Raw genomic sequence first — 693 nt, 5'->3', positions numbered from 1 at the left:
TGGTGTCGTTGGTGTCAACCAGTGCATTAATACTAATGCTTGGGGCCGTGGTGTTGAGTGTTGCGGTTTCACTTAATGTAGTGGTATTACCGGCGTTATCACTAACGCTTGCTTCAATAGTGAGTGGACCATCAGTTAACGCGTTCGGTACATCGGCTGACCAGCTGCCATCGGCTTGTACTGTTGCAGTGAACGTTTCTGTATTATCTGCATCCGTGACGTTAATCGTTATAACCGTGCCTGCTGGCGCGTTCGATGTCCCGCTAATTGTTGGCGTGCTGTTATTCGTGGCACCGACTGTGTCTAACGTCAGTGTCGGCGCTAAGGTATCTAAGTTGCCTGTTTGTGTCGCGCCGCCGGTGTTGCCTGCATCATCGGTGATACTGGCTTGCACGGTGTAGCTTCCATCCGGTAATTCAGGGCTGGTTGCTTGCCAGTCACCGTTTGCATCCACGGTGGCGGTGATTGGGTGTTCATCACCGTTACTGTCAGTAATAACAATGTTTACAACGGTGCCTTCAGGCTCTGTTGAAGTACCACTAATCACTGGGGTGCTGTCGTTACCCAAGCCCAGTGCATCAACGGTGACGATTGGCGTAATAGTATCCACATTACCACTGCTGTTTGCTGTGCTCTCGTTGCCTGCCGCATCGGTAATACTCGCGCTTACAGTAAAGTCACCTTGTGCAAGGG

1 protein-coding gene is annotated in these 693 nt (G+C 51.1%); it reads right to left on the bottom strand.

The genetic code is table 11. The features are described from left to right. A partial coding sequence (locus H5159_RS20735; protein ID WP_182780968.1) for an Ig-like domain-containing protein occupies positions 1-693 on the bottom strand: 693 nt, incomplete at both ends.

Source organism: Pseudoalteromonas sp. SG43-1, assembly GCF_014164415.1.
GTDB classification, from domain to species: Bacteria; Pseudomonadota; Gammaproteobacteria; order Enterobacterales; family Alteromonadaceae; genus Pseudoalteromonas; species Pseudoalteromonas distincta.
The sequence above is the reverse complement of the archived record's forward strand: the minus strand, read 5'-3'. Positions and strand labels throughout refer to the sequence as shown.